The sequence below is a fragment of the Psychromonas arctica genome, assembly GCF_038155225.1.
Taxonomy (GTDB): domain Bacteria; phylum Pseudomonadota; class Gammaproteobacteria; order Enterobacterales; family Psychromonadaceae; genus Psychromonas; species Psychromonas arctica_B.
Map to the genome: position 1 here is coordinate 19,997 of NZ_JBAKBA010000033.1, position 25,006 is coordinate 45,002.

Annotated in this window: 19 protein-coding genes; 3 read left to right on the top strand and 16 right to left on the bottom strand. The window is 36.1% G+C overall.

From position 1 onward, the window contains the following. Position 1: 1 nt before the first annotated feature. From V6255_RS13275 to V6255_RS13305, 7 genes are all read right to left on the bottom strand, one after another. The gene (locus V6255_RS13275) at positions 2–1,933 is read right to left on the bottom strand and encodes an iron ABC transporter permease (RefSeq protein WP_341628593.1); all 1,932 of its coding nucleotides are present in this window, start codon (positions 1,931–1,933) and stop codon (positions 2–4) included. Beyond that, a complete protein-coding gene (locus V6255_RS13280; protein ID WP_341628594.1) occupies positions 1,923–2,966 on the bottom strand; it encodes an ABC transporter substrate-binding protein in 1,044 nt (347 codons plus the stop codon). Before V6255_RS13280 ends, V6255_RS13275 begins: the two co-directional genes overlap by 11 nt. Further along, the gene (locus V6255_RS13285) at positions 2,966–3,859 is read right to left on the bottom strand and encodes an ABC transporter ATP-binding protein (RefSeq protein ID WP_341628595.1); all 894 of its coding nucleotides are present in this window, start codon (positions 3,857–3,859) and stop codon (positions 2,966–2,968) included. Before V6255_RS13285 ends, V6255_RS13280 begins: the two co-directional genes overlap by 1 nt. Before the next feature lie 20 nt (positions 3,860–3,879). Continuing rightward, positions 3,880–6,075: a TonB-dependent receptor gene (locus V6255_RS13290; RefSeq protein ID WP_341628596.1), complete on the bottom strand. Its 2,196-nt coding sequence runs from the start codon at positions 6,073–6,075 to the stop codon at positions 3,880–3,882. A gap of 125 nt (positions 6,076–6,200) precedes the next feature. Then, positions 6,201–7,475 carry an MFS transporter gene (locus V6255_RS13295; protein WP_341628597.1) on the bottom strand — a complete coding sequence of 425 codons (1,275 nt, stop codon included), beginning with the start codon at positions 7,473–7,475 and terminating at the stop codon, positions 6,201–6,203. A 649-nt stretch (positions 7,476–8,124) separates the two neighbouring features. Then, on the bottom strand, positions 8,125–9,345 hold the full coding sequence (gene pncB, locus V6255_RS13300) for a nicotinate phosphoribosyltransferase (protein ID WP_341628598.1): 1,221 nt from the start codon (positions 9,343–9,345) through the stop codon (positions 8,125–8,127). Continuing rightward, positions 9,342–9,989, bottom strand: a complete 648-nt coding sequence (locus V6255_RS13305; RefSeq protein WP_341628599.1) for an isochorismatase family protein — start codon at positions 9,987–9,989, stop codon at positions 9,342–9,344. The genes pncB and V6255_RS13305 overlap by 4 nt, the downstream gene beginning before the upstream one ends. Before the next feature lie 488 nt (positions 9,990–10,477). Between V6255_RS13305 and V6255_RS13310 the strand changes: the two genes are divergently transcribed. Further along, positions 10,478–11,860, top strand: coding sequence for a sodium-dependent transporter (locus tag V6255_RS13310; protein WP_341628600.1), 1,383 nt, complete (start codon positions 10,478–10,480; stop codon positions 11,858–11,860). Positions 11,861–12,063: 203 nt separating this feature from the next. Here the strand turns inward: V6255_RS13310 and V6255_RS13315 are convergent, their stop codons facing one another. Then, positions 12,064–13,380: a lysine N(6)-hydroxylase/L-ornithine N(5)-oxygenase family protein gene (locus tag V6255_RS13315; protein WP_341628601.1), complete on the bottom strand. Its 1,317-nt coding sequence runs from the start codon at positions 13,378–13,380 to the stop codon at positions 12,064–12,066. Between the two features lie 13 nt (positions 13,381–13,393). Then, positions 13,394–16,228: a GNAT family N-acetyltransferase gene (locus tag V6255_RS13320; protein ID WP_341628602.1), complete on the bottom strand. Its 2,835-nt coding sequence runs from the start codon at positions 16,226–16,228 to the stop codon at positions 13,394–13,396. A gap of 278 nt (positions 16,229–16,506) precedes the next feature. Between V6255_RS13320 and V6255_RS13325 the strand changes: the two genes are divergently transcribed. Together V6255_RS13325 and V6255_RS13330 are read left to right on the top strand one after the other, a co-directional pair. After that, a complete protein-coding gene (locus V6255_RS13325) occupies positions 16,507–18,336 on the top strand; it encodes an IucA/IucC family protein (protein ID WP_341628603.1) in 1,830 nt (609 codons plus the stop codon). 313 nt (positions 18,337–18,649) lie between these two features. Next, positions 18,650–18,946 (top strand): HlyU family transcriptional regulator, encoded by a 297-nt coding sequence (locus tag V6255_RS13330; RefSeq protein WP_341628604.1) that lies wholly within the window; start codon positions 18,650–18,652, stop codon positions 18,944–18,946. Between the two features lie 452 nt (positions 18,947–19,398). On the opposite strand, the gene V6255_RS13335 is transcribed toward V6255_RS13330, so the two are convergent. From V6255_RS13335 to V6255_RS13365, 7 genes are all read right to left on the bottom strand, one after another. Further along, positions 19,399–19,896, bottom strand: a complete 498-nt coding sequence (locus V6255_RS13335) for a hypothetical protein (RefSeq protein ID WP_341628605.1) — start codon at positions 19,894–19,896, stop codon at positions 19,399–19,401. Between the two features lie 835 nt (positions 19,897–20,731). After that, a complete protein-coding gene (locus V6255_RS13340; protein ID WP_341628611.1) occupies positions 20,732–21,376 on the bottom strand; it encodes a glutathione S-transferase family protein in 645 nt (214 codons plus the stop codon). A gap of 105 nt (positions 21,377–21,481) precedes the next feature. Next, positions 21,482–22,081 (bottom strand): glutathione S-transferase, encoded by a 600-nt coding sequence (locus V6255_RS13345; RefSeq protein ID WP_341628606.1) that lies wholly within the window; start codon positions 22,079–22,081, stop codon positions 21,482–21,484. Between the two features lie 166 nt (positions 22,082–22,247). Then, a complete protein-coding gene (locus V6255_RS13350) occupies positions 22,248–23,000 on the bottom strand; it encodes a carbon-nitrogen hydrolase family protein (protein WP_341628607.1) in 753 nt (250 codons plus the stop codon). A gap of 155 nt (positions 23,001–23,155) precedes the next feature. Next, positions 23,156–23,431, bottom strand: a complete 276-nt coding sequence (locus V6255_RS13355) for a DUF1488 family protein (protein WP_341628608.1) — start codon at positions 23,429–23,431, stop codon at positions 23,156–23,158. A 230-nt stretch (positions 23,432–23,661) separates the two neighbouring features. Then, positions 23,662–23,940 (bottom strand): hypothetical protein, encoded by a 279-nt coding sequence (locus tag V6255_RS13360; protein WP_341628609.1) that lies wholly within the window; start codon positions 23,938–23,940, stop codon positions 23,662–23,664. 217 nt (positions 23,941–24,157) lie between these two features. Continuing rightward, a complete protein-coding gene (locus V6255_RS13365) occupies positions 24,158–24,553 on the bottom strand; it encodes an ACT domain-containing protein (protein ID WP_341628610.1) in 396 nt (131 codons plus the stop codon). Positions 24,554–25,006: the final 453 nt, after the last annotated feature.

A 25,006-nucleotide genomic window follows, 5' to 3' on the forward strand; every position in this document is an offset into this window, starting at 1 on the left:
CTTAATTCCTTTTATAACCTAACAAAATTAAACAAATAAAGTACAAACCACCAATAATCGACACCAAAATACCACTAGCAATCTCAAAAGGTGCAATTAAGGTTCTACCCAGTCCATCAGCCAGTAATAATAACCAAGCGCCGACTAAACCACTGCCAAGCAATAATACCCAATGACGAGTTTGCCCCATCAAGCGTAAAATATGTGGAGAAAGTAATCCAACAAACGCAATCGCACCTACTGCAGCGACTGCTGCTGCAGTTAACAAGACCACTAATAAAATGATTAATAAACGCAGTTTCATTAACGGTTGACCAAGGTGTAACCCCCAATTTTCACCTAAAGTGAACAAATCTAATTGGCGAGCCAACGCTAATAACGCTAAACAACAAGGTAATGTCACCGCCAAGAGTAACCAACCTATCTGTGCATCGGCGCCGTAAGTTGTCCCGGTTAGCCAAAGCACTGTCACTGAAGCAGCGCCAGAACCAAACGTGAGTACCATTGATGCAATGGTTCCGCACCAAGCAGAGATAGCAATCCCTAATAGCGCGAGTTGAGAAACACGTAATTGATAACGCATTGCGATAAATAAAATACACACTACAATAGCGGCGCCAACTAACGCCCACAGAAAGAGATCAACACGAGAAGCGTCAGGCCAAACCTGTAAAGCTAATATAATACATAACACTGATGCCGACGTTGCTCCGGAGATATCTGGACTTGCCATTGGGTTTCTAAACAGCGCTTGTAAAGTACAACCCGCCATTCCTAAACCAATACCCGCCATCACAGCAACGCCCATACGCCATGCTGTAAATTCAAAACCAATATCACTAGGCCAAAAATACATCGCTGTTAGTACCAACAAAAAAGTAGGAATCGCAATGGCAAAGAATTTAGGTAACTTAATTAATGCCGCTAATCCAAACCCACTTTCTTGCATCGCCATGCCCATCGCACCTTTTTTGCGCGTCAGCAGGTACAAAAAAAATGGCATTCCGATTAATACAGTTAATACCCCCGTCGGTAAGCGGAAACCTGAAACAGGTAATGAACGTGAAAAGAGCTCAGCAACAATCACTAATAAAGCACCAAAGACACTGGCACAGATAACCTGCTGACGTGATTTATTAAACCCTAGCATACGAGCAATATGAGGCGCCATTAAGCCAACAAAGCCCAATACACCCACCATCGCTGTCACTAATGATGCTTGTAATACCGCAATCAATAACAACACGGCACGCCAACGTCTAACAGATAAGCCAACAACATTGGCTGTATCATCACCTAAACTCAACATATCTAATTGGCGGTGGCATAACAAAGGTAATGCCAATAGCAATAAAGAAGGGATAAAAATTAGGCTGACTAATTGACCATCGCTTTGACCAATATTGCCACTGCCCCACAGAAATAAACCATCCATACGTTGTTCTGCATAAATCATAATCGCAGATGACAAAGCGCCCACGGCAAGACTCATCGCCATGCCGATTAAGATAAGCTGTAATTTACCGCCACCGATAACCTGCGAAAGTAACAAAATCAACATTGAAATAACTAAAGCAAAAGAAAAAGCGGCGATCCACACTTCCCAAATACTCGGATCATCAATAAAAAGATTAATAACCATCGCACCTAATAACGCACCAGCACTAATACCAATGGTTGAAGGTGAAGCAAATGAATTACCTAAAGCGGTTTGGACCACTGCCCCTGATTGAGCAAGCAAAGCACCGCATAATAGTGCCATTAATAAAGTAGGTAGTAACAATTGATAAAAGTAAGTTATTTCATAATCGTTAATCAATACTGTTTGCTGATAATGTTGCCAGCTAAATATAGCAACAACGATAATAAATAATGAGATAAGTGGCCAAGCAGCACTTCGTCCTTTCATTAATTCAGCGTATTTAGCGAGCATGACTTTTCTCCAACAAGGTGTGAGTAAATGCTCGCGCCATTCTTACAACAGAAACAGGGCCACCAAAACTCCACAGTGGAGACACCGTATAAATATCATCATTTTTAACGAACTGATGTTGTGCCCATAATGGTGATGTCATCATTCTTTCACCTTTACCCGCTGTTTCTTGCACCAGAATAAGTGCCGTATCTTGTAACATTTTAATTTGCTCTAGTTGTAAATGCGTAAAATCCTTACCTGGCAACGTAATATCCCATTGATAATCAAGCCCTAGTTGTGTTGCAATAGATGCCGCTAAACTTTGTTTAGAAAAAACACGTAAGCCATAACCCATTCCCACAAATTTTCCATAAGCTATTTTCTTACCTTGCAAACCTTCACGGCCTAATATCAAACGTAAACGAGCTAACTCTGCATCCATTTCCAACAACTGTTGTTTCGCTAATGCCGTTTTGCCAACATACTCTGCAAGCTGTAAATAGTTGATTCGCATTTGATCCATATAGCGATAATCAGTTTGTTCAAAACGTGAAAATTGTTGAAGTAATAACGTCGGAGCGATAGCATTTAACTCATCTAATAAACGGGCATGGCGGAATGGATAACCAATAATAAGATCGGACTTTTGTTCTATAACGGCAGGTAGACTAGGAAAAGCACGATTACCGACTTCAGCAACACCTTCAGGTAGAGCAGGATGATTAGATTGCCATTTTCGATAACCATTAATTGACGTCAGTGCAACGGGTTTAATACCTAAAGACAATAACATTTCAGCAGCAGACCAATTTAAGGCCACCGTTCGAGGCGTATTAATCAGTGTAGTGGGCAGTGATAAAGGTAAAACAGCATCATCTGAAACGTCAATGGTTTCAAAATTTTTAACTTTAGTTGTCGTTTTAATGTTTGTTATTTGATCTGATTGTTCATTAACTGATTGATCAAATGTCTGCTTCACTTCTTCACTAAAAGCGCTATGAGGTAGTACAAAAACACCGGCCATTGCAATAGGTATAAACCAACGTAGCATTAGTCCTTCCTCTTTGCATTTGATTCAGTCTTTGCATTTGACTCAGTTTTTGCATTTAATTTGGTATTAGTAGTGGAATCGATATTGGTAGAAGACTCAGTATTAGCAATGAACTTAGCAGCATTCAATTTAACCGCATTAGTTCTTGGCCACAATAAAGTTTGCCCTTCCACTTCAACACGCGTGACAGACGTATTATAAACTTGAGAGACACGCTCTGCCGTTAATACTAAATCGATATCTCCTGATGCAACTACTTTACCTTTCTCTAACATAATCGCATGGTGGCTAAACTCTTGTGCATGGTTAAGGTCATGTAACACCCAAATGATCGTTTTACCATATTGTTCATTAAGACGTTTAACGATATGCAACAATTCAACTTGATGACCAATGTCTAACCATGAAGTCGGTTCATCTAGCAAAACGATATCGGTATCTTGTGCTAATACCATTGCTAACCAACAGCGTTGAGCTTCACCACCAGAAAGTGTTTCAATGGCCAAATCTGCAAATTCAAGCACACCTGCTTCTTGCATTGCCCAATGCATTTTTTCTTTATCTTTTTTAGTTAATGGAGCAAACCAACGTCGATGTGGATGACGACCAAACTCAACCAAATCAGCAACAGTTAAACCAACTGGCGTGCTATGTCGTTGTGGTAACATAGCAAGTTTAAGTGCTAGGTCAGCACGGGAATACTGCGTTATTCCTTTTCCAGATAATTGAATCTCCCCAGTGTTAATTTTTTCCAAGCCAGCAATAAGTTTTAGTAACGTACTTTTGCCAGAGCCGTTCGGGCCGATTAACGCCGTCACTTTTCCTTCTTGGAATTCACAGGAGATATTATCTAGAATTAACTTGCCGCCTAAGCGACAAGTTAATTTATTCACAGTGAGTAATTCAGTCAACGTTAGAATTTCACATTATAGTTAACTGAGTAAGTACGGCCTTGACCTTTAAAGTCAGTTAAATTTGTTAAGCCATAAAATACATCTGCACGTTGTGACCAAAGTGTTTCATAATCTTCATTAAACAAGTTTGTTACACCTAATTGCATACTACCTACTGGTAAACGTACGCTAGTTAATAAATCAACAGTATTATAACCATCAATTTCTTCGTCATTTGCGTCTTCATAATCAAACAGTTGAGTTGTTTGTAGTCGAGTATTGGTTATATTTGTAGCCCAATTTATATAAGCAGTCGCCTTTGATGGACTGGCAGTTGTAACAGATAAGTCTTGCCATTTACCATCGGTCTTACTTTCACTTACTATGTACTGAAAGTTACCACCAACACTTAATGCATTTGTTAAGGCATAATCAAGCTGCCCTTCTAAACCATAAATACGTACATCATTATCAATAACGTCAATTGAAAAGTCATCTTGAAGCTCAATTTCTTTATCTGAAATTGAATAATACGCTGCTAACTGTGTAGAAAGCGATTCTTGATTTAAGCGCCAACCTAATTCAACAGCATTAGTTTTAACTCCTTCCAATGGGCTATCAGAAACATTTACACTGTTTGCAACACTACCATCTGCATTATAAGTACCTTGGCCATAATACTTAGCACTATCAGGAATTTCGAAACCTTGAGATAGGTTTAACCAAACTTGCTGTTCTTCGTTTATTTTATACAAAATACCGGCATTAAGTAGTGTATTACTATAATCATTACTACCACCTTCGATGGCATCGTAATTAGTTGTATCACCTATTAGTCCAGCATACTGCTGCTCTGAATCAACAAAATCAGATACTTTAATATTCGTGTATTGATAACGAATACCTCCATGTAAGTTCCATGAATCATTAAGTTCATATTCAGCTTGTAAAAATGCAGCAATAGATGTGGTATCGATATCAGGGTAGCGACCAGCATCGCCGATTGGATCGTAAACTAATCCATTAGAAGCAGCGGCAGTACCAATATTATAATAACTTTGTGTTGCCTCAAATTGCTCAAACTCTAAATCTGCGCCATACACTAATTTAAGTTGATCTATTGGTTGAGCAGTCAATACGACTTTAGTACCAATCACCGAAGTTTCTTGTTCCGACGCACTTACATTTGTAAAAGCACCGTTAGGAGCAGGGTTAAAACGCAAAGATTCTTCACGGTAATATAGTTGTACATTTAACGTCTGGTTAAAGAAATGACTGTCACTATAATTTGCTGCTAGCATTATTCTTTTAGTTCGAGCTTGATCATCCAAGTCGTAACCTTCAACCATTTCTAATTCTCTGCTTGGGTCGAATAAATAGCTATAACTTGGGCCATAATCAATACCATAATCACTATCTTGTCCACTATCGTAAAACTGCGCCATTAGCTCAAGGCGTTTAGTATCTGAAATGTCAAAACCAACATTACCTAAAATATCTAATTGAGAAACAAATTGGGAAGGAGTTTGAGCGAAATCATGTAAGATCATGTCGCCATCAGCATCATACCTACCTTCAGCTTGATCATAAGAAATAGCTAAACGTGCATCCATCTTCTCTGTTGTTTTAGAAATCGATTGTGCAACTTGGTACTGTATATCTTCTCTTTTGTTAAAACCAGATTTAGCTCCTATCCAAGTTTCGCCATGGATACCGAGTTCCTCACTGCTGCCTTTTTTGGTAATGATATTGATAATACCACCGGTACTACCACCACCATACATTGCTGAAGCGCCTGATATAACTTCAATACGCTCTATATTGAATGGGTTAATAGCATCAAATTGACGGCTGATACTACGTGAAGAATTTAATGAAATACCATCAATCATCACTAATGCTGTTCTACCACGCATATTTTGTCCTGCATTAGAACGAGATTGACTACCCACATCTAAACTGGGGATCAGGTTCGCTAACGCAGCCTTAAAATCCACACCGGATTTTACTTGTTCAGCTATTTGCTCACCTTCGACGACTAATACCGTTGCAGCAATATCACTAATACTTTGTGCACTTCGATTAGCAGTAACTACCATCGCATACCCATTATCATCTACGTCTGTTTTAGCTTGTGCTTGCACAGACATTCCCAGCATACCTATGAGGATAGGGTTTAATATAAATTTAATTTGATTTGATTTAGTAAGTTTCATGAAAAATTCCGTTTAATTAAAAATAAAAGTTTGTTTATATTTATTATCAAAGTTGAGTTTATTGCCATTAAATTTGATACCACTCAATCAGATACCAACAAATGAAGCCTTACTCTTAATCTACGTTAAGATTTTGCAATGCTTACTTTATTAGTCGTATTTACCCTATGACCTCGGTGATAAACCATTCCACCAGCACACAAGATCAATACCATTAATAAGATAAAACTCAGTAATAACGCTTGTTGGCCTAGTATTAAAAGTAATCCGCCAGCTAGACCTCCAAATGCATTTCCCAAAGTATGACCTTGAGATACCGCAGCAGATGTGCGGGCTTTATTATATTTGCTAGCGTGTATTGCTAATGCTGTATACCAAGCAGGTGCCATTGATAACGCAGCACTAATCAACACAACAGCAACAATCAATTGCTTCTGCATCACAAATAAAAGACTCCCAGCAATAAAGCTGGCAGAAATGACGAATATGAACAAAATCGGCGAACGACTAAGAGGACGATATAAAATAAATAATGACACCAGTGCGCTAGCACTGGCTGCAAATAAAAGGCTGGCGGTCATATTACTGGCTAACTCAGCACTGCCAAATTGCGCCAATAACAAAGGACCTAAACTAAATTGTAGTTGTGATGAAAACAACGTAATTAACACCGCTGCAATACAAACGGAGATAAGTAACGGATTAGCAAACAAAGAAAACACTTCTGTTTTTACAGATCCTATAGATGTAGGTGAAGTATGTTGAGTTAGTGCATCTAAGCTTACTTCTTGTGTTGTTAATGGATAAGAGGGAACCTGCTCATCTTTAGCGTCAGTGCTAACATCAGTATTCGCATTATGACTAAACCAAGCAATCACAGCAGCAACCAAAGTGACTGAAGCAATAAACCATAAACTAAAATAATTAATATCAATAGGAACAAAGGTTAATAAAGGAGCAGTTAAACGACCTATATTGGTCGCAATACTTGACCACACTAACTTCTCACCTTTTTTATCCTTATGAGATAAAGTTAATTGCGCACTTGGAATAATGGCACTACAAAATAGACCATGCAGCACTCGCGATAAACATAAAGCGATGACTAAGCTTATCCCTTGGAACTCAGAAAATTGTAGGAACACAATAAAGCTTAATTGTGATGCTAAGAAACCTAATAATACCCAACGAACAATAACCAAAATTGATTGATTAGCTGACGTACGCTTATCTAATAAATGTCCCCACCAGCCAGAACAACACATAAAAACAAACGTCCCTAAAGACAGAGGTAAAGCTAACGAAAATGCCGAGATTTCACCTTGTAGCATCATTGTGGGTACGAGTATGAGAATTGCTCCTTGCAATGCTCCAAGTACCCAACAAGATAAAACGGCCATCCCCTGCATTTTATTCCCTAAATTATTATTAAATATCACGAATGGTAACTAGTATCATTTGCGAGGATGATATTCCAAATGAAAACAATTGTCATTAAGATTTATTAAATTTTATTGAACTTTTTCTAATTGAGTTCTTATTGATAAACAACAAGATATTTTTAAGATAAAAATATGACATTTAAAATAAAATTAAATAAAGTATTTTATAGGGGAATTAACTATTGTTAATGAACTACGATATAAACAACACACGTTGCGGTCAGCCTTAAAAAGACAGGCCTAAGCATCAACATAGAGGAGAGTTTCTAATAAATATAGAGGTAAGCCTAAGCAAAATTTTAACATTAGATATAGAGGAGGTTATAAATAGAAGTTACATATAGAAATTATATATAAAAGTTATGAATAAAAATGGCAAACAGAAGCCATGCATTTAAGTTTATATTTTTGTCGGAGGATATTAATCGAATTAAAAGCAATAGAAATAGAATAAGCAGTAATAAATAAATGAGATATCATGGATATATAAAAATGAAAAGAAGAAGAAAAATAAGTATTAACACTAATATTTAACGATAAGAAATTAAACGCTAAATATTAGTATATATTGAACGGCGTAAGTTAAGTTATTCATGACCGCCTTTTACTATTTAGCCACTTTAACCGTCGTCGGGTCAATCCCATATTGGCTTGCTAAATATTGTAGATACCCAAGATCTTCACACATACTTTTCCCTGGTTCATCAGATATTTTGGCAACAGGTTTGCCATTAACAGACACCATTTTAATAACGATACTCAATGGCACATTACCAACATCGTTCATTAAATTAGTACCAATACCAAACGACACTTTAATACGCCCTTTAAAGCGTTTCCATATTTCGATCATGCGGGGGAAGTCTAATGAATCACTGAATACCAGCGTTTTTTCAAGTGGGTCAATATCCATACGATGGTATAAATTAATCGCTTTCTCGCCCCAAACGAACGGACAACCGCTATCATGACGTAAACCATCGTAAAGCTTGCCAAAATAAGGGTCATCAAAATCACGAATAAATGAATCCATCGAATAACAATCAGTTAATGCAATCCCTAAGCGACCTCTATATTCTCTTACCCAGCCTTCTAACGCGGCTTTTTGTGCTTCAGCTAATCGAGTAACAGCTTGCCAACTCTGGAACCATTCGTGAGCCATTGTACCCATTGCAGGTAAATCCAGCGTTCTTGCAAAGTGGACACAACTTGTTCCTAAAAAGGCCCCTGGTAATTCTGTTTTAAGGGTTTTTAAGACTTCCTCTTGCCATTGTTTACTCGCGCGGCGTCGCGTACCAAAATCAATAAAATTGAGCCCTGTTAAATCTTCTCCTGTTTTGAACAACGCTATTTTTGCGGCTAATTTTTCACGTGCAACAAATAAATCGAACCCACCACAGTTAATATAAGTATGTAATTCACTAATAATAGAAAGCGCATAAATTTCAAATAAACTGACATGTAACAAAGGCCCATCAAAGCGTAAGTTAATGTTTTCTCCATCTGAATGTATATGGATAAATTTCATATTCAGCTTAAATATGCGTAAAAACTCAATGAAGTCAGGCTTAATGAAAGACATTTTAGCGAGATAATCTAATTCTTCATCGGTAAAAGAAAGCGTACAAAGGTGCTCAAGTTGATGTTCAATATCCGGGATTAATGTTGTTAAATCTAAACCTTCTTTATTACGACAAGCGAATTTCCATTGCACATTCACTAATCTAAATTCAGCGGCATGGTAAAAAGCTTGAAGCATGCTTATTTTATAAAAATCTATATCCATCAGGCTATCAATTAACCAACGATCCACTTTTGTATTACTCATTTATACTCCAATTCCTGACTGTTGGTGATCAATACCACACCAGCGTCCCGCATCTCTTTGCATGCGAGTTTAATTGTTTCGTTATCAACACCTCTGCAAGCAGCGAGATTAACAATGACTTGAAAACCAGCTTTACACAATTGTAATACCGTGGTTTTAACACAATAGTCAGTAGCCAACCCACCCACTATTACGGTTATTATATTTTTACTCAAAAGCCATTCAATAACCCCCGTCCCTTCCCGTTCACCCAAATCATGATAACAAGCACCGTATGGATGCATTAAAGGATCAATGCCTTTTTCTACTACATAGTCATAACTGCTTTCTTGAGGTAAACCGGGAATTAACGCATTGCCTTTCGTACCAACAACGCAATGTGCAGGCCACTTTATGTCTAAATTAGGGTAATCACCTTCAACGGGTGACATTATTTCATCGGGAGAATTTGCAATCCAAGGCGCTTCAGCTGGATGGCAATCTTTACTCACCACTCGACATTGAGCAAACTCTGCTTGAGCATTTAGCTCATCGGCGATCAAATCTCCTTCAGCGATAGGCAATTCATTAGGACACAATGGTGTAAAACCACATTGAGGATCAACATCAAAACTGGCCGTTAAAGATTTATCAAGTTTGATCATATTTTTCTCCTGCTTTTGTTCAATATTACAATCAAGTTACATCAATTTATTCATTATTCCGCTAATAATATGAGTGACTCTTTTTGATAAAGTGCCTATAGCTTTCTGATCATTAACGTTAATAGATGAAAGATACACTAGAATATCGTCCCTGTTTGCTTAATTACTAATAAACTTTATTTATATGTTGTGATTAATACAGATAATCATACTTATAATAGTTCTGATGATGGTTGATAAAACAAACCTAGTCGTTAGGTAATGTACATTACCAACATGACATTTTTCTAAAAAAATGCCATTAAATACACTGAAATAATCAACTTCAAGGTTATTTAGTGACTTTTCAGGGTATAAACTCATTTTTATGATGGTTTATGTAGCCTCTTTGGCTAACTTTTATTATTCTTAAACAATTATTTACAAAACTTATATTTTCATGCGTTTTTGCTTTCACTATATGGGTTTAATTACATTCAAGGATTTAAATGAATACTGATACACATGTGTCTAATCGATGGTCAAGTCGATACGCGTACGTTTTAGCTGCAACTGGTGCCGCTGTTGGTCTTGGTAATATATGGAAGTTTCCATACATCATGGGTGAAAATGGAGGCGGTGCATTCGTATTTGTTTATCTTTTATGTATCTTCCTGATCGGTATACCTGTGATGATGGCTGAAGTCGTTATCGGTAAACGCGGACGTTCAACTCCTGCGAATGCCATTGCACATGTTGCAACTGAATCTGGCCATTCTTCTCATTGGTCAATCATCGGTACTATTGGTGTATTAGCAGGTTTCTTAATATTAAGTTTTTATACCGTTATCGCAGGATGGGCTGTCGCTTATGTTTTCTTTGCAGGCTATGGTGAATTCAGCGCAGCAGCTGCAGACCCAGCAACGAATGCGGATATGATTGGTGCTCTGTTTACTGACTTAATCACTAGTGTTCCACAACTACTTATTTGGTCTTCATTAACGCTTATTGCTGCTGTTTATGTGATTTCAAAAGGGGTTAAAAACGGATTAGAAACAGCGATTACTTACCTAATGCCGTCTCTATTAATCCTACTGGTAGGCATTATGCTTTATTCAGCAGTGGTTGGTGATTTCGCATCTGCATTTGCATTTATGTTCCATGTTGATTTTTCTCAACTAACGATCGAAGGTGCTTTAGTGGCATTAGGCCATGCCTTTTTCACACTGAGTTTAGCAATGGGTATTATGATGATTTACGGTGCATACTTACCGAAAGGTGTGTCGATCGTTAAAACGTCTATTACTATCGCAGTTGCAGATACGATTGTTGCATTAATTGCTGGTTTAGCAATTTACCCAATCGTATTTGCTAACGGTTTAGAGCCAAGTGCTGGACCTGGTTTATTGTTTCAATCACTTCCTCTTGCATTCGGTTCAATGCCATTTGGTGATTTAGTCGGCACATTATTCTTTATCATGATTGTGTTTGCAGCCTTTACCTCTGTTATTGCATTACTTGAATCTCCAACTGCCTACTTAGCTGAACGTCAAAAAATGAGCCGTACTAAAGCAGCAATCATTGCGGGTGTGACGGTTTGGGCTTTAAGCCTATTAACCATTTTTTCATTCGCGGGTGCTGAATGGACTAAGCTTTCATTTGGTATGGGTGGAGATATCTTTGAGTTCTTAGATTACATCACGGCTAATATTCTTTTACCGCTTGGTGGTATCTTTATCTCAATCTTCGCTGGTTGGGTAATTAAACCAGAGATTTTAAAAGAAGAGTTCCAAATGTCAGATCTTTCTTTTTCTATCGTAATAATGTTGTTACGGTTTGTAGCACCAATAGGTATTTTACTTGTCTTTGCAAACGCAATTGGTTTGTTCTAATCATCAAGTAAGCGATTAGTTTCGTCATAAAAATACTGACAAAAAAGCAACTCATTGAGTTGCTTTTTTATTAGCTTTACATTGTGATTCGTCTCTACTCAGCCATATTAGCCAGGGCTTTATTCAGTTATGTATTGAGCCAATTAGCCACTCACTATACAGAATGACGCACTGTGTAAATAGACCATTTATTCTCATTAATGTTACGCAACGGATACAAAATCGGCAACTGAAAAAGGAGTAGTAGAACCCTCATTCCCCCATTCCATCACATTGCTACTTTCACTAATATCGAAACAGCATTCTCCTGCTAAATCGTTAATTATTTTAGCTGAACGCCATGCAGCTAAACTCAATTGTGGGTCTGCAATACCGTGGCTCCCTAGCCCCGCATTAACCGCATAAATACTATTTTTAGGGTTACCTTGCCATTGTACTTTAAAGTTTTCATCTAACTGTAATAACCCATCTTCACATAAATTTAGTTGGTCCATTATCGGCGCTAAACAACGTGGTAACTTAGTCTCAAAACCAGTGGCTAATATCACGACGGTTCCACTATGGCTTTCTTCTAAACCATTTAAGCTATTCTTAACATCCATGTTAAAACCATCGAATCGTTGAGTCATTGATGTCACGGTTCGGTGTGGTAATAAACGTACCCATTTGCGTTGTTTTTGCACTTCAAACTTATCGTATAACTCTTGGTAAATAGCGCGTAACGCTTCAGTCGTAATACCATCACTAGTGAGCTTTTGTGCATCGATCTCGCGCTTTTTAACCACTTGATCAAGATGATAAAACTGCTCTACGTATTGCGGTACAAAGAATTCATTAGCAAACGCGGCTTCATCTAACGCTTGGAAATTAGCACGACGAGATAACCAATCTAACTGTGCAGGTTGCCCCCAGTGACCACGTAAAGCATTTAAAAATATATCTGCTCCCGTTTGACCACCGCCGACTAAGACTACTTTTTTTCCTGTTAAGTCTATATTACGTAAACCCATTTCACTTGCATGGAAGCAATGATCACCTAAGCTCGTTTTTAGATATTCAGGAACATAAGCAGACTTACCTGTGCCTAAACATAAATGCTTAGATTCGAAATCACCTTGGCTTGTAGTCACTACAAAGCGATCTTTAACGTGTTTAATCTCTTCAACTGCATGGGAAAACTTAACTTGTTCAATCTGCTTTGCTGTCCATGACAAATAGTCAGAGAATTCAGCACGCGTGATAGTTTGCATTTCTGTATTTAAGAAACGATAAAACTTTTTATTTTTCACTAAGTAAGACATAAAACTATAAGGGCTTGCAGGCTCAACCGCAGTGACTAAGTCTTTTAAATAGGATGTTTGCATGTAAGTATTAGGTAACATCAAGCCTTCATGCCAAATAAACTCCTTTTTATTATCGAAGAACTGACTCGATAAATGAGGTACCCGCTCAAGAAGAGCAGCGACACTAAGGTTAAAAGGACCAACACCAACACCTATCAAATCAGTTAGCTTTTTCATTATATTTTCCTTATTAAATGAATGAATTAAAGAAACGATTACGCTCACAACACATCAAAGCAGATCGTTTATGTGGAAAATCAAACTCTTTGAGCTTAACCATGCCGATATTTTTAGTAATACGAACAACATGATGATTATCGGCCCTAGGCTCTCCCATTATATGCAGCGTTTTATCCTCATCGACAAAACAAGCATGTAATATTGCAGCGGCCCAATTAACGAAGTTTTTATGCCCTAGGAAGAGTTTATTACCCACCAACATGTGAACACCACGGTCATAAGGTTGACAATCATAATAAGGTCCCAGGCGATCTTCTGCTGCCCAATACACTTCAAAATAACCAAATGGCACACCATCAAAATAGCCAACAACCGCCATCGTATGTTCGTCATGAGTTTGCTTATTGATATAATTGCGATGCGTTTCTAGATCGCCTGCTAATTCCCACATACGTGATATATTCGGTGTGTTATGCCAATCATTAAAAATCGTTAAATCTCGGTCAGCATCAATACACTTAAAACTAATGACACGCTGTAATGGGTAGATGTAACGTTGGTACCAAGCACCCTCAGGTTGCGCTGGTCGTATTGGATGATAACTTCCATTATCAGCTTCAATAAACTGTTCATCTGTTATTTCAGAGAGTGATGAAGGCTGGCTCTTCGTCCAAACACCTGCAAATTGGAAAAAATGATTGCGTTTTAGAATAACTTGACCAGATAATATGTTAGCCCAATTTGGCACCTCGACATCTGTCAAATCCTCCCAGACTTGTTGATCAATAAAGAGACATTGATTAAGACTTTGCTTCTCTTCAATCGTTGGTGAAATTAAACCTGAAAAATAATATTCAAGTACATTAAACCATTGTTTTGGTGACATTTTAGAGTTTGTTACTAACCCCGCTGAAACGGTTTCTGAATAAGGTGACATTTGAGATTGTGTTTGATTCGGCTTGCATAACTGATGGCAACCTTCTCCGCTGACATGCCACTCTAATCGCCATTGTTGCCAATTAGATTCAATGGTTAAGTGTTTGCCTGATTGCTTAAATATTAAATTTAACCCCGTTTTTTGCTCTGCAGGATCTGCTACATTAAACAAAATAGGTTTGTAAGTTAATCGCGTTTTTTCATCTTTTAGTAAACGATAAGGATTAATTATCCCCTGATAAATTTTACTAGGATCTTTCAACTCAGTTTCATTATCGATGCCTAAGAAACAAAAAAAGTTACCTTTAATTTTCAACTGTTCTGAGGTTAATAAATAGGAATAAAATGATCGATCACAAAAACTATGTTGCGAAAGTTGATTAAAAAATTGCTGGCTAATACGCAATAATCCTTGGCTGTCATTATCGGATAATTGTATGGATAATGCGGCCACCACACTGTTTAATGAATTAAGAATTAAGTAATAACTGAAATATTCATTAACCGCCTCACTTTCAACAAAATAAGCAGGCGGATTAGCAGCGAGTAGTGGAAAACGTTTTAATGCGGTATCGGTATAACCCGTTCCTTGGCAATCCCTAAAAGCCCCACCGACAGGTAAATGACCAGCTAATGTCACTAATAAATTTTGTTGGTGTGCTAACAACACTAAACCATAATCACTTCGTGCAACAGCAACGGGTTTAATGACATTTTCTAAAAAGTGTTCAAACCATATTTTACTGGCTATTGATGTCGATATATTACGATCTTGAGCTAGCTCAGACACTAAGTTAACAATAGGATTTTTACCGTCCTGGCTTTCTTGGGTCATTGTTGCCAATGTGACAGTGGTTTCTTTGCCAGTTAAATAAAGGTTTTCACGCCAACAAAATAAACTGTCTAATAACAATTCACCACTAACATCTTTTAACCCACACCATGCAGGTTCTTGTAAAACATTAAATTGGGGGAAACGTTGTTTAAACTCAGCCCCTGCTAATTCATTACTGACTTGTTGAAAGAGCACACCACGAGACAGTTCAATAGGAGATAAGTGGCGAATAGAGTTAGTTAATTTCACTGCTAAAGAAAACTTTAACATCCAACGACTTTCTGATTGCCATAATGCTCGCGTTGAAGAAGTCGCTCGCCAAGCTCTACCCTGCGACTTCAAATCAATAATCGAACCTTGATCAAAATATTGTTGAATAGCGTCATTGTTAGCCAGTACCTCTGCTTGATGAGGGTGAACAGGGTAAGGAACAAAACCAATTGGAACAGATTGTTCAATACCAGCATCTTGATAACTTTGCAGTAATAATTCACAGAGGGAGTCTTCAGGGTTTATATCTTGTGTATAAGCACTTTCCCCTGCAATGAGTTCTTTTTTTACAAAATACCAATGTAAAGCAAACTCATCTGCATAATCTGGGCTAAATTGTTGAGCTTGTTGTTGAGACCAACCTTGATGTGCTTTACTCGCTGGGTGTAAATTATGCCCGCCAATTAAGCTCTGTTCTGCTGCAATAAAGCCGTCGATACTTGTCTCGCTTTTACGATGAAACATAACATCTGCCATGTGTTGCTCACTAGCAAATACTTGTTCTTTAAATGCATTAATTTGATGTTGGCTATAACTATTCTGAATACTTGGGTGGTTACAAATAAACGCAACAACTTGCTGAAAGCCAATGTTTTTCTCTGTGCTTTTATCGCGAATTCTAGCTGGCCACTTAAAGCTAAATCGTTGTACTAAAGAGTCATGTAATAAAGATAAAACTAACGTACCTTCTGAGCTGGTGATAGTAATTTCTTGTTTGTTTTTTTCATACTCCTTCCACTCATTTAATAATGCATTGAGAAAACCAGTCAATGCTAATCGTTCTGTATAGCTATACAGCATCATTAAGATCCTTTTCCGTTATATCTAAAATATTACTAATACTTAATCGCTTAAATCCTCTTATTTACAAAACGTCCATACATTTATAATGCACATTTATTTAATAAATCATTGAAATAAAAAACAATTTAAATAATAATAATTATCATTAAGGTTAGATGGTATTGTAAACGATAATGATTGTCATTAACTTTAATGTAAATTATTTATTAATTAAATATTAACTCTGTAACACTTTAACCGTTTAAAGCCCGTATGTTATTTATCAAAAAAGGTGTCGAATGATAGAAATTAACCAACAACAATGGCAGGAAGTTAATAACCAACTAAATGCTAAAATCATCAGTGAATTACATTATGAAGAATTACTTGAACTGAATGTAAAAGACACGATTAGCAATACACATGAAAGTAAAATCCAGGAGGGAATGGCGCAAAAAAAGACGGTTTGTTATCAATGGAACACAGATAAAATCACATGGGAATTTCAGGCTAAAAAACATATTTGGGGCAATATCATTATCGATGATAATTCGCTATCTCGTAATGGTGAAAAAAACATCAATACCGCTGAGCTGCTTAAAGATATTGCCAATGACATTAAATTAGACAATATAATTTTAGGTAATTTAATCGAAGAAATTCAGCAAACGTTATATGCCGATTTACAATCAATGAAGTCTCTTAAAAAATATACAGGCTCTGCACTGCTCAATTTGTCTGGTGTTGCATTACAAGCTGTTTTAAAAGGTCACCCGAAAGCACTCGCCAACAAAGGACGTTTAGGCTGGGGAACATCTGAACTAGCACAATATGCACCAGAGTATGGGCAACATTTTCAATTGCATTTTGTTGCCATTAAAAAAACATTAACCACCATTGGTATTGAAAGAAACCTAAAAGAAACGCACTATCAAACACTAGATCGTATGTTGACAGAGCTAATGTCACCACAGCAGATGGTGAACATATTTAAAATACTAGAAGGACAGCATCTTTCACTAGAAAAATATTGGATAATTCCAACTCACCCTTGGCAATTTCAGCATTATATTACCTCTCAATTTACAGCTTTATTGGCTGATAAAAGTATCATTGATTTAGGGATCACTGGTGATTACTACCAAGCGCAACAGTCAATCCGCACACTATCTAATATAACGCGACCTAAAAGAAATGATGTAAAACTGCCTATCACTATTTTAAACACTTCTTGCTACCGAGGCATACCAGGTAAATATATTACCTCTGGTGCAGAATTATCTGAATTTATTCAACAGCGTTGTGATCAAGATAGTTTTCTTAGAAAATCAAACTTTAAAGTGCTAAAAGAATGGGCGGGTATCCATGTCACGAACCCGAATCAAGTCGATATTAACCAAACACCTTATCGTTACAATGAAATGTTAGGCGTTATTTTAAGACAAAGTCCTGCGGCGATTTTAGCAGAAAATCAACAGGACAAATTAGCAGCCGCTTTAATGCAGAATGATGCAAATGGCCATAGTTTAATAGCGCAATATATTGAAGCAAGCGGTCTCGATATAAACGCTTGGTTAACTAAACTTTTTGATAGTACTGTCATCCCACTTTATCACCTAATGTGTCAATATGGGATTGCGTTAGTATCTCATGGGCAAAACCTAACGTTATTAATGGAAAACCATGTTCCTGTTGGTTTAGCGATAAAAGATTTCCATGGAGATTTGCGCATTGTAGATGAGGACTTTCCAGAACATGCTGAGTTACCATCACATATCGCGCAGCAACTGACTAAACTGCCCGCTCAATATTTATTACACGACTTATATACCGGCCATTTTGTCACTGTATTACGCTTTGTGTCACCTTTGCTTGAAGATCAACTCGATTACAGTGAGCATGATTTCTATCAATTACTTTCACAAAGAATAGTAAAGTACCAAGCGCAGTTTCCAGCATTAGCAATACGCTTTAAACAGTTTGATTTATTAGCTGAAAAAGTTGAAAAAATTTGCATAAATCGAGTCCGTTTTAATATTGGTTACCAAGATACTAGCGAACGTTTATTGCCAGTGTTAGGAGAACCTCTAAATAATCCTCTATTCCCTAATACCGCATTGACACCTTAACAAATGAAATACTTCACTAGGGTTGATTAAGGCTTATAAACAGAGAACTATTTACTCATGAGCCTTGGTAAACTCTATTGAGATATTTCAACACCTCTTAAAATATTTTCTGACTTTACAGGCACTGATAAAGTACAAGACTGATTTTGACCTAAATCTAAATAAAATACACACCGCCCTCTCATTTACCCATCACGCCAATTAAATAATTAAGCAAAAATACAAATATAAAAACCAGTTTGATTTACAATACTTTATACAATGTCTTATAAAATTAATTATTTACCATAAAAATACATAAGGAATAAATGTAATGGGTTTTTTATCTGGTTTAACCTCTCTCTTTTCAAGCAATACAAGTCATTCAACAGAGCAAGCGTCGGTAGAAGAAAGTATTGAATATAAAGGATTTACTATTACGCCTAATCCAATGAATGAGGGAGGCCAATACCGACTCTCTGCCATTATTGAAAAGGAAGTAAACGAGGTTGTTTTATCACACTCTTTTATCCGTTCAGATGTGATTGCAAGCCGAGATGATTGTATCGATATGACTATCAGAAAAGCTAAAATAGCGATCGATCAGATGGGGGAATCTATTTTTAATTAATAGCTTTTTTAATTAATGTTTTTTTAATTAAAAATAGATTACAAATACCGTAATCGAATCGATAGCTAGCAAACAACATAGCTATCGATAGTTTAAGTATTGAAAGCTTAGTTGCTGAAAATTCAAGCATTAATAACTGAAATACTATGTCGTCGAGCACATTCTTTTAACTTATTAACTATTTTTCTCTTTTCTCTTTTCTCTTTTCTCTTTTCTCTTTATTAGATTATCTATTCAGTAACTTATTAAGCCACTTATTAAGTTATACCAATGGAATTAAATAAGTGATCAGAAATTGCGCAGGAAAAATTAATACTAATAAGGCGTGAGTTGTAGAAGATAGTTGTTCTCACTTCAAAACTCAGAACGCAGTTAGGGGGGATTTTAGCCAGCAAGAATGATCTCCTTATTAATTCTTTTGGTATTATTAGAAATGGAGAAATAAAAATGCTTTAAGACCCCTTTGATAACTGATGAGTTTGCCGATAGGTTTCTTGTATTACCCAAGCATCATTGCTCGCGCGATGACGTTGTATGTTTGACTGAATAATTATTTTATCTTTGGTTTTATGCCAAATTTTCATTTGCTCGTCGGAGAGAATCATTTCTAAAGAGCTAACAGTAAATTGCATCTCAACGCCAGAAGCATAAAACAACCTTGTCAGCCAGGGTTTATCGACCACCCAACCATCGGAATACAGAGTCATACCCGCGAGCTTTTCATTCAACAAACAAGCCACTTCTGAAACAGGTTTTCCATGATTTTCCAGCATTTTTCGTGAAATATGATGTACTTTTTCAGCCTCCTCATTCCAATACTGCCAATCATCTGCCGGAAAAATTAAACTACAAAATTTTTCCCCAGTCCCTAGTATTAAGCCCACTTCAATAGGGTAGCTCTCTCCACCAAAACCAGACGCTTCTATATCGATGATGTTGGGGTTATTCACATAATGCATAAAGTCGCCTATTTAGTTTAGTTTTATAACACCTAATGGGAGAGTTAAAAATTCAAGTTTATTGCTAGCGAAAAATGACGAAAAATTATTATTCACCATTTTATTTATAATGGTTACTTATAGTGATTAATACAATAAAACTGATGAGTAAACGTTTAATACTTGTTCAACTAACCATAACAAAATAAATGACTTAATGAAAAAGTTAAAAAGCACAGCGACTTTCAAAGTAAATTAAATTAAATTAATAACGTAGATGAATAGACTAAGTAATAATTCATCAGTCATAATAAAGCAAATATTTATCAAAAAACAAGCACTTAAAAAAGTTGAAAATAAATAAATTAAAATACAACCACATAAACACCAATATAAAAAATAAAAGACAATTTAATGTGTTTTTTGAAATTATCCTATAGGGTATTTGTCTTTAAAAAATAAAATAATAGCAAAAATAAGGTTAAGGCATTCGTAATAACAGCCTACTCTTCTTTATTATATTAATTTTGATAGATTCTAATTAAAAAGGACTTTTTATGTCTAACCCTAAGGTAGTTGCATTAATTTCATGACAAAATCGTTAACTAACCCTGTTTTTAAAGAAAAATTAGGTCTATTAAAAGAGATGATTAACAACAAGTATTACGTAAAATAAGTGCTGTCATCAATAGAGTACTGTGGGCCGTAGCGCGTTTTTCGTTCTTCTAAATAATGATATATAACCCCTACCTATCAAAAGGCCAAGCATTAGATGTTTGGCCTTTTTTGTTGTCTATCCTAGACTGGCAACGTTGGTTAGCCATTAACTGTATTATTGCAACTCAATTTAACACTCGAAGCTTAATCCTTCTTGAGCCAGCATGTTTTGAATAGCATCTAATTTAAGCATTGCTTGAATATGTGACCGTAGATTTGGCCAATCTTCAGCTCGACTATCGTACCCGTGACTCCAATAGGTGATCATAAACAAGTGGAAATCAGCACCACTTAACTCATCACCTAAAAGCCATGGGCCTTTTTGACCAAGATCTGTATTGAGAATATCCCAACAACGCGCTAATGCTTGATTACCTTTATCTTTAATTTGTTTCAAGTCTGCATCGCCACTAATATAATTTTCAGGATGAGCCCAACGATCAACCGCTTCCTGTAACGTATTAGACATCCAAATTAAGTATTGGTAATAGTAACCTCGTTTAGGAGAATTGAGTGAAGGGGCTAAACCAGACTCTGGATGTTGATCCAATATATACATCAAGATTGCAGAAGATTCATAAATCACTTGTTCATTATGCTTTAAAGTCGGCACCTTACCATTTGGGTTAATGGCTAAATACTCAGGCGTTTTTTGCATTTGTTTCGTTAAGTCAATTTCAATCAACTTATAAGGTACACCTAACGCTTCTAATACCGCGTGAGTAGCCATATTCGCACCACCCCGATCCCAATATAATGTATAAATAATGTTTATCCTTTTTTACAAAAAGTGCCATTAACCATCAATCAATGACATCACAATTACAGACAACTTACAGGCCAATTACAAATCAATGACAGACTAAGTATTACTAATGTTTTACTTACTTTCCCAGACTTTAGCTTGCTTGATAGCCTCTTGCAAAAGGTTCCAATCAAGTAAGCTTTGTTGGTAATCACCTGCTTTACCATTCAGCATGATACCGTATGCTTTTAATCTATAAGCTAAAATTGAATAGAACGCATCAACTACACCGACTTTTTCAAACATATATGGTAATTGAGCTTGTTCAAAGATAGTTTCTATTCTTGAGACTTCGTTTTTAATGCCATCGTTCAAGGTTGATAATGGGTTTACTTTTTCTAAAGTAAAAGAACACTGTCCTCTTAAATTCATAAATCCTGAATGCAACTCACTGCACAAACTTCTGGCAATCGCCCTTTCATTCACAGTGTTAGGAAAAAGCTCGCCGTTTGACTGTTCATTCAAATATTCAACAATGGCTAAAGAGTCATGAACAACTAATGAATCATCAAGAAGTGCAGGTACTAAACCTGATGGTGAAAAGGTCAATACTTGTGCTTTATAGTCAGCGTCCGTTAAATCAATGACCTTAATATTAAAATCTATATTCGTTAATTGACCACATATCCAAACTCTAAGTGACCATGTTGAATCTTTACCGACGATTAATTCCATTTAAACCTCATTAAGTTAATAACCTTTGTATAAAAAATAGACATAGCTATCTATTGATTTTTATCATTCACTGAAAAGACGTTAAATGCAAACAATGAGACATAAATTTTAACGGGATACTAAAAGTATTATATAATAATGATGACGACTATTTTTTTGTATTGATTTACAGTTCAACAACATAGCCAACCCAATGACGACTTCTCTTTTCAGCAACGACTAACGCATCCTCAGTTTCATTTGCACAAGCAAGTAACTTACCTGCAAACCAAATAGCACTTTTCCCGATGGGTAACCATGCTCCTGTAGGTTGATTGTGATTTGCCATTGTAATTAACATATTAAAATCACGTGAGTAGCCTTCTAAAAAACGAACGTCAGCTGCATAACCACGTTGACCAATTAACACACCTGCCATATATATATTTGCACCAAGTTCATAGCATGTTTGGGCGTGAATCGGATGAATGATATCGGCACAAATAGCATTAGCAATATTCAGTTCACCATGTGAAGATTGAACCTTAGTAAGATAATGACTAGTTCCTTCAACAATAAATGTCTCCTCACCTGCATGTAAATGCATTTTGCTATAGCTGTTCACATCGCCTAAATCAGAAATAATAATAACAGCAATATGAATCGCATTATTGACGAATAAAGGAACCCCAACAGCAATACAAATAGCGTATTTAATAGCAGATTCAATCAACGGTAATAGTCTTTTATCATCAATAGTGAAAGCGAGCTCAGAGGCGAGTTCTAATTCATAACCGGTAAGGGATAGTTCAGGGAATACAAGATAGGATACACCAGCCTTAGCCGCTTTTTCTATTGCGAGTAAATGACTTTTAATATTGGCAGAGACATCACCTTTCAATGATGGTATTTGAGCAACTGCAATCTTTAAATTCTGCACACCAATTCCCTTTGTAGTTGATAAAAATGGCATCTCTATTTAATTGTTCGTTATGCCGTCACAATCACCTATAAAAACGATCTTTAGAAAGTACCTACAGAAACAACATATCCATACAACATAATTAACGAACAATTAAATTAAACAGTTAAAAACTAGCGGATGTCTTCACTATAGATAATGACTTTATTAGCCGTTACTTTACCGCTTCGTATTTTTCTTTCTACAATTATTTTAATCTCTTCTTCGTGATTTAAATATTGTTGCATTGCTTCATCGGACTCTGCCTCTGCGCTTAAACCTTCAGGGTCTAGTACTTCAAGCACTTCAAAACTAACAACACAGGTAAGGTGTTTAACATCAGCCATAATAGGGAAGTTAATTTCAGTGATATCACCAAAAAAAGCAAAGCCTTTAAATTCGATATTCATATTATTTTTCATATATTGTAATGTTTGGAGTACATAAAGAGGCGCTAGGATAACCTCAACACATTTATTTAATAAAAATAATTTTTATTCAGCGAATTTCTGATGGTTTTAAAATGAAAGGTAATGGAAGTTAATAATGTATTCAGTGAATAAGTTTTACTAAGTGACTTTAGTTATTTTAAGTTTTGATAGGATAATTATTTACAGGGTCGTATTTTCATCCATTATATTTAAATAATTCGATTATCTTTAACTAAAGCGCGTCGTATATTTTTACACAGTTTGCCAAAACGATTAAGTTCATCAAAAGTTGGACTATTACCCCTGTTAATTTCATGCTCCCAATAAACTATCTCTGTATCAACTAATTCCATTAATTTCTTGGTACAAGTTGTACAGCTGTTATTGGGACTACATTTAAACGTATCTTCTTGATATAGAGGAAAATCAGCTTTTACAGCATCAATAATATTTTGCATGACAGTCATTCTATCGGGCTTTTTATTCATCAGCTTAAATCCAATGGTATTGTATTAATGATTAATAACAATATTACTCTCAAAGAATAGGAATTTATGAAGATAGATCAATAGAATATAAGTTTTAGATTGGTATCGCTTGAGTTTAATAATTAAACATCTAGGTATGTAATAAAACTGCAGAGTTGTTTCTGCAGCTTAAAATAATTTAAAACAGTTAATGAGTTTTTACTTCATTTAAGTCGTATTAGCGAGAAAACTCACCTAGTGCTTCAATTGCTAATGCAGCCTTCTCGGTTTGAACGAATATATGATCATGATAATAAGCAGCAATCACATTCGCACTAATATCTTTATCAGCCAATTTAGCTGAAACAGCCGCAGTTAAACCAACGGCATCAAGGCTTGAATGAATAGTTAATGTTATCCCTTTGAATACCGATTCGAAAGAGAGATTTCTGGCTATTGCTGCTTCTTTAGTAACCACTAATGTCAACCCTTCCTGTTCTTTAAAAGATGCTAACGGTGACAGATCGTAGAAATCACGGTATTCACCTTGTACGGTACAAAATACATATTCATCCGGCATCAATGCTGGTGACATAGACTCTAGTAACTTATTTAAATTAGTTTCTCCAACCATTAGATTTTCCTTTGTTATTGGTGATGAGTTAAAAGTCAGAATAAGCTTTATTAATAATAATGTCTCGTCCTAAAATAAGTAAACGCGTTTAGAGCGAGGTGCTTTAAATAATAAGTGTTTCGCATGTGGCAAAGAAAAAGGACTGGTTAAATATTTAATAAAATCTAGACAAAAAAATTAATACTTTTCAATAACTAGCCTTTCTAATGTGGTGGTAGATGTTGGAAAGATTGAATTTTTAATGCTTAAGATAGCGAAAAGGCACTGACAGTAAACTAATCAGTATCTTTTTTTAATGTGGAAGATAACGCAGGAGAGGTTTGAAATTTGTAATGCTTAAGATAGCGAAAAGGCACTGATAGTAATCCAATCAGTATCTTCTTTTAATGTGGAAGATAATGCAGGAGAGATTTGAAATTTGTAATGCTTAAGATAGCGAAAAGGCACTGACAG

What these genes read in the sequence shown, in the direction of transcription:
- V6255_RS13365 (WP_341628610.1), bottom strand. Translation starts at nt 24,553, where the DNA reads ATGGTTGGAGAAACTAATTTAAATAAGTTACTAGAGTCTATGTCACCA.
- V6255_RS13295 (WP_341628597.1), bottom strand. Translation starts at nt 7,475, where the DNA reads ATGGCCGTTTTATCTTGTTGGGTACTTGGAGCATTGCAAGGAGCAATT.
- V6255_RS13345 (WP_341628606.1), bottom strand. Translation starts at nt 22,081, where the DNA reads ATGGAATTAATCGTCGGTAAAGATTCAACATGGTCACTTAGAGTTTGG.
- V6255_RS13355 (WP_341628608.1), bottom strand. Translation starts at nt 23,431, where the DNA reads ATGAATATCGAATTTAAAGGCTTTGCTTTTTTTGGTGATATCACTGAA.
- V6255_RS13310 (WP_341628600.1), top strand. Translation starts at nt 10,478, where the DNA reads ATGAATACTGATACACATGTGTCTAATCGATGGTCAAGTCGATACGCG.
- pncB (WP_341628598.1), bottom strand. Translation starts at nt 9,345, where the DNA reads ATGAGTAATACAAAAGTGGATCGTTGGTTAATTGATAGCCTGATGGAT.
- V6255_RS13305 (WP_341628599.1), bottom strand. Translation starts at nt 9,989, where the DNA reads ATGATCAAACTTGATAAATCTTTAACGGCCAGTTTTGATGTTGATCCT.
- V6255_RS13290 (WP_341628596.1), bottom strand. Translation starts at nt 6,075, where the DNA reads ATGAAACTTACTAAATCAAATCAAATTAAATTTATATTAAACCCTATC.
- V6255_RS13330 (WP_341628604.1), top strand. Translation starts at nt 18,650, where the DNA reads ATGGGTTTTTTATCTGGTTTAACCTCTCTCTTTTCAAGCAATACAAGT.
- V6255_RS13325 (WP_341628603.1), top strand. Translation starts at nt 16,507, where the DNA reads ATGATAGAAATTAACCAACAACAATGGCAGGAAGTTAATAACCAACTA.
- V6255_RS13320 (WP_341628602.1), bottom strand. Translation starts at nt 16,228, where the DNA reads ATGATGCTGTATAGCTATACAGAACGATTAGCATTGACTGGTTTTCTC.
- V6255_RS13280 (WP_341628594.1), bottom strand. Translation starts at nt 2,966, where the DNA reads ATGCTACGTTGGTTTATACCTATTGCAATGGCCGGTGTTTTTGTACTA.
- V6255_RS13315 (WP_341628601.1), bottom strand. Translation starts at nt 13,380, where the DNA reads ATGAAAAAGCTAACTGATTTGATAGGTGTTGGTGTTGGTCCTTTTAAC.
- V6255_RS13360 (WP_341628609.1), bottom strand. Translation starts at nt 23,940, where the DNA reads ATGAATAAAAAGCCCGATAGAATGACTGTCATGCAAAATATTATTGAT.
- V6255_RS13275 (WP_341628593.1), bottom strand. Translation starts at nt 1,933, where the DNA reads ATGCTCGCTAAATACGCTGAATTAATGAAAGGACGAAGTGCTGCTTGG.